Raw genomic sequence first — 2,827 nt, 5'->3', positions numbered from 1 at the left:
GGACGGGGGCGGGCGCCTGCCGCAGGGGCTGCTGGTGATCGGCGACGCGGTGTGCAGCTTCGACCCGATCTACGCGCAGGGCATGAGCGTCGCGGCGTTCGAAGCCGTGCTCCTCGCCGAACACCTTGCCCGCGGCCGGGAACCGGACCCGCACCGGTGGTTCCGGGACGTGGCGAAGGTCGTCGCCGTGCCCTGGGACATGGCGACCGGCGGTGACCTAGCCTGGCCGGAGGTCCAGGGCCGGCGCGGCGCGAAAGTGCGCGTGGCCAACCGCTATCTGCCGCTCGTCCACGCCGCTGCCGTGCAGGATGCCGAGGTGGTCCGCGCATTCTTCCGGGTCGCGGCGATGGTGGACCCGCCGGGGCGGCTGGTCGCCCCGCCGATACTGCGCCGGGTGCTCCGGCGATCGATCAGTGCTTGTGCAGCCGGGCCTCGAACTCCCGCTCGAGAGCCCGCCACGCCTCTGCCTCCGCGGTGAACGGCGCGCTGGGCGCGAGCCGTGTCGGATCCGGTTCGAGCACGTAGTTGACGAACCAGCCCAGCTCGGTGGAGCCGGCCAGCGTGGCGTCGGTGCTGTCGTCCTCGGCGTAGTTCGCGGCGTCGGTGAACAGCTCGACCGCCAGATCCAGCTGATCGGCGTCCACCGCCTCGGTGCCGTGCTCGATGTCGTCCGCGATCCCGGGCAGCACGTACACGTTCTCGTCCGTCACGTCGATCTCGAGGGAACCGTCCGTCGCCGCGTGCCGGATGTCGTCGTAGGTGCTCAGCGCCGCCAGGTCGTGGTCGTGGTGGTCGGCGAGATAGCGCGCCAGCGCCCGCTCGGTGGGGAACACCAGGATCGTCCCGTCCCGGCCGAGGAACAACGCATCGTCGTCGACGTAGCAGCGCAGGGTGAACCACGTGCCGTCGGAGGCGATGATCTTGACCGGGTCGATCCCGACCGCGGTCCAGAAGCTCGTCTCCTCGTCCTCGTCCCCGTCGACGAACTCGTACTCCTCGTCCTCCGCCTCCTCGGCCGCGTCCTCGGCCTCGACGACGTTCTCCTCGGCCGCGACGAGTTCCGCCTCGGCTTCGGCGACGAGTTCGGGGTCCACCTCGGGCGACTTCACGACGCCGTCGATCGCGTCGAGCACCGCGTCCCAGTCCTCGGCGACGGCCGCGCCGACCCGATTCCACAGTTCCACGCCCTCGCGGCCCTCGAACGCCGCGACTCCGTGGCTCAGCAGCGCCTCGATCTCGGCGCGCTCGAAGAACTTCGTCACCGGCTCGAGTTCGCACACGTCGCCGAGGACGGACGCGATGTCGAACGTGTTCTGCAGTTCGGCGACGGACTCCGGATCCGCGTCGTCCGCCACGAGTTCCGGCACGCCGATCAGGTCGTACGAATGGCTCTCGTCCGGCTCGAACTCCTCCGCCGCGAGTTTCGACACGACCGGCCAGGCCGGATGCTCGACGAGGTCGTTGTCGGCGCCGGAGCGGACGAACGCAACGAGCTCGGCCACCGCGCCGAACGCATACAGATCGTCACCGTGGCCCAGGAACGCCTCCCATTCGTCGTCGCCCTCGCGCCACCGCGGCGCCCAGAGGGTCGCGACGTCGCCGTCGGTGAGACCGAGCTCGATCGGGACGATGTCTCCAGCCATGGTCGCCAAGCCTAGCCACCTCCGGGCCGAAGACATAGCGGAGCGGCGGTGAGACAGCCGTCACCCGAGCGCGCCACGGAGATCCCCGAGCAGACGGGCCCGTTCGGCGGCGGCGACCCGTGCGGCCTCGTGCGCCGTGGCCAGGATCGATGCCGCCACGTCCCGGGTGCGGTGCCCGCGCAACGTCTCGGCGAGCCACAGTCCGGTCAGGGCGCCGTTGCCGTCCACCTCGGCCCGCACGAGACCGTCCGGACTCGTCGCAGTGCCCGAGACCACGCCGAGCGCGGCCACGCAGTCCTGCAGGGCCCCGAGCCTCGTGCGCACACTCTCCACGATCTCCGTCACGCGCTGGTCGCTCGCCGACATCGCGCTCACCACCGGAGCGCCGCACGAGTTCCGGCCGCGTGCCCGTCGTCGCGGCGCGCCCGCTGCACGGCATCGTGGGTGGTCAGGCCCAGCCGGTTCAGCAGTCCTTCCGGCATGCCTCCGTCCGCCAGTTCCTCTCGGTGCCGCGCGGCGGCCTCGAGTGTCGTGAGTCGGCACAGCGACACGATCTGCTCGGCCAGTTGTGCTGTGCCGTAGCGTAGTTCGCTCTGATCGATGTGAAGGTCGACGGGCAGGCCCTGTTCGGTGGTGCGCACCGAGATGGTGCCGGCCCGGTTCCGGGCGGTCGCCGTCGTGATGGTCGTCTCCGGGGTGTCCATACCGGACTTGGACGCGCACCCGCACCGATCGGTTCCCGTGTCACCCGGTGGGCCGGAAGAATCCCTGGAATCCCATCCCGCTGTTCGTGGTCCGGATCGGCGACACTTGCACCGGGTCACCCGCCTCGACCATGAGGCCGTTTCCGACGATCATCGCGACGTGCCCGTCCCACACCGCGAGATCGCCGGGTTGCACCGCGCTCGCATCGACTGCGGTTCCCACGTCCTGATCCTGGGCCAGGCGCGGAATCTGTACTCCGGCCTGTCCGTACGCCCACTGGGTCAGTCCGCTGCAGTCGAGGCCCTGCCCCGGCACGGTCCCACCCCACACGTAGGGCGTGCCCTGCTGGGAGAGCGCGTGACGCACCGCATCGGCCGCCGCCCGATTCGGTGCGACGGCCACGCTGCCGTCCGGTAGCCGCACCTCGGTTCCGGGGCCGCCGAAGGCCCGCGGCTCGCCGGACTGCGACGCGGCCGGAC

At 71.0% G+C, this 2,827-nt stretch carries 4 protein-coding genes and 1 pseudogene; 1 reads left to right on the top strand and 4 read right to left on the bottom strand.

What is annotated here, in order from left to right:
* Positions 1–478, top strand: a pseudogene (locus tag OEY_RS29820) (FAD-binding monooxygenase); the annotation flags it as partial.
* Here OEY_RS29820 and OEY_RS0115835 read toward each other — a convergent pair.
* The 4 genes from OEY_RS0115835 to OEY_RS0115820 all read right to left on the bottom strand — a co-directional run.
* Positions 411–1,643, bottom strand: a complete 1,233-nt coding sequence (locus tag OEY_RS0115835; protein ID WP_010594830.1) for a hypothetical protein — start codon at positions 1,641–1,643, stop codon at positions 411–413. The pseudogene OEY_RS29820 and the gene OEY_RS0115835 overlap by 68 nt on opposite strands.
* Before the next feature lie 60 nt (positions 1,644–1,703).
* Positions 1,704–2,009 carry a YbaB/EbfC family nucleoid-associated protein gene (locus tag OEY_RS0115830; RefSeq protein WP_010594829.1) on the bottom strand — a complete coding sequence of 102 codons (306 nt, stop codon included), beginning with the start codon at positions 2,007–2,009 and terminating at the stop codon, positions 1,704–1,706.
* Positions 2,010–2,014: 5 nt separating this feature from the next.
* A complete protein-coding gene (locus OEY_RS0115825; protein ID WP_010594828.1) occupies positions 2,015–2,347 on the bottom strand; it encodes a hypothetical protein in 333 nt (110 codons plus the stop codon).
* Positions 2,348–2,387: 40 nt separating this feature from the next.
* The coding region (locus OEY_RS0115820) for a C40 family peptidase (protein WP_010594827.1) at positions 2,388–2,827 on the bottom strand (440 nt) is incomplete at its 5' end.

This window comes from Rhodococcus sp. P14, assembly GCF_000256505.1.
GTDB classification, from domain to species: Bacteria; Actinomycetota; Actinomycetes; order Mycobacteriales; family Mycobacteriaceae; genus Rhodococcus; species Rhodococcus ruber.
This window is presented reverse-complemented; position numbering and strand designations above follow the sequence as displayed.

Excerpts from the sequence above, each read along its gene's own strand:
- OEY_RS0115835 (WP_010594830.1), bottom strand. The coding sequence starts at position 1,643 with ATGGCTGGAGACATCGTCCCGATCGAGCTCGGTCTCACCGACGGCGAC.
- OEY_RS0115830 (WP_010594829.1), bottom strand. The coding sequence starts at position 2,009 with ATGTCGGCGAGCGACCAGCGCGTGACGGAGATCGTGGAGAGTGTGCGC.
- OEY_RS0115825 (WP_010594828.1), bottom strand. The coding sequence starts at position 2,347 with ATGGACACCCCGGAGACGACCATCACGACGGCGACCGCCCGGAACCGG.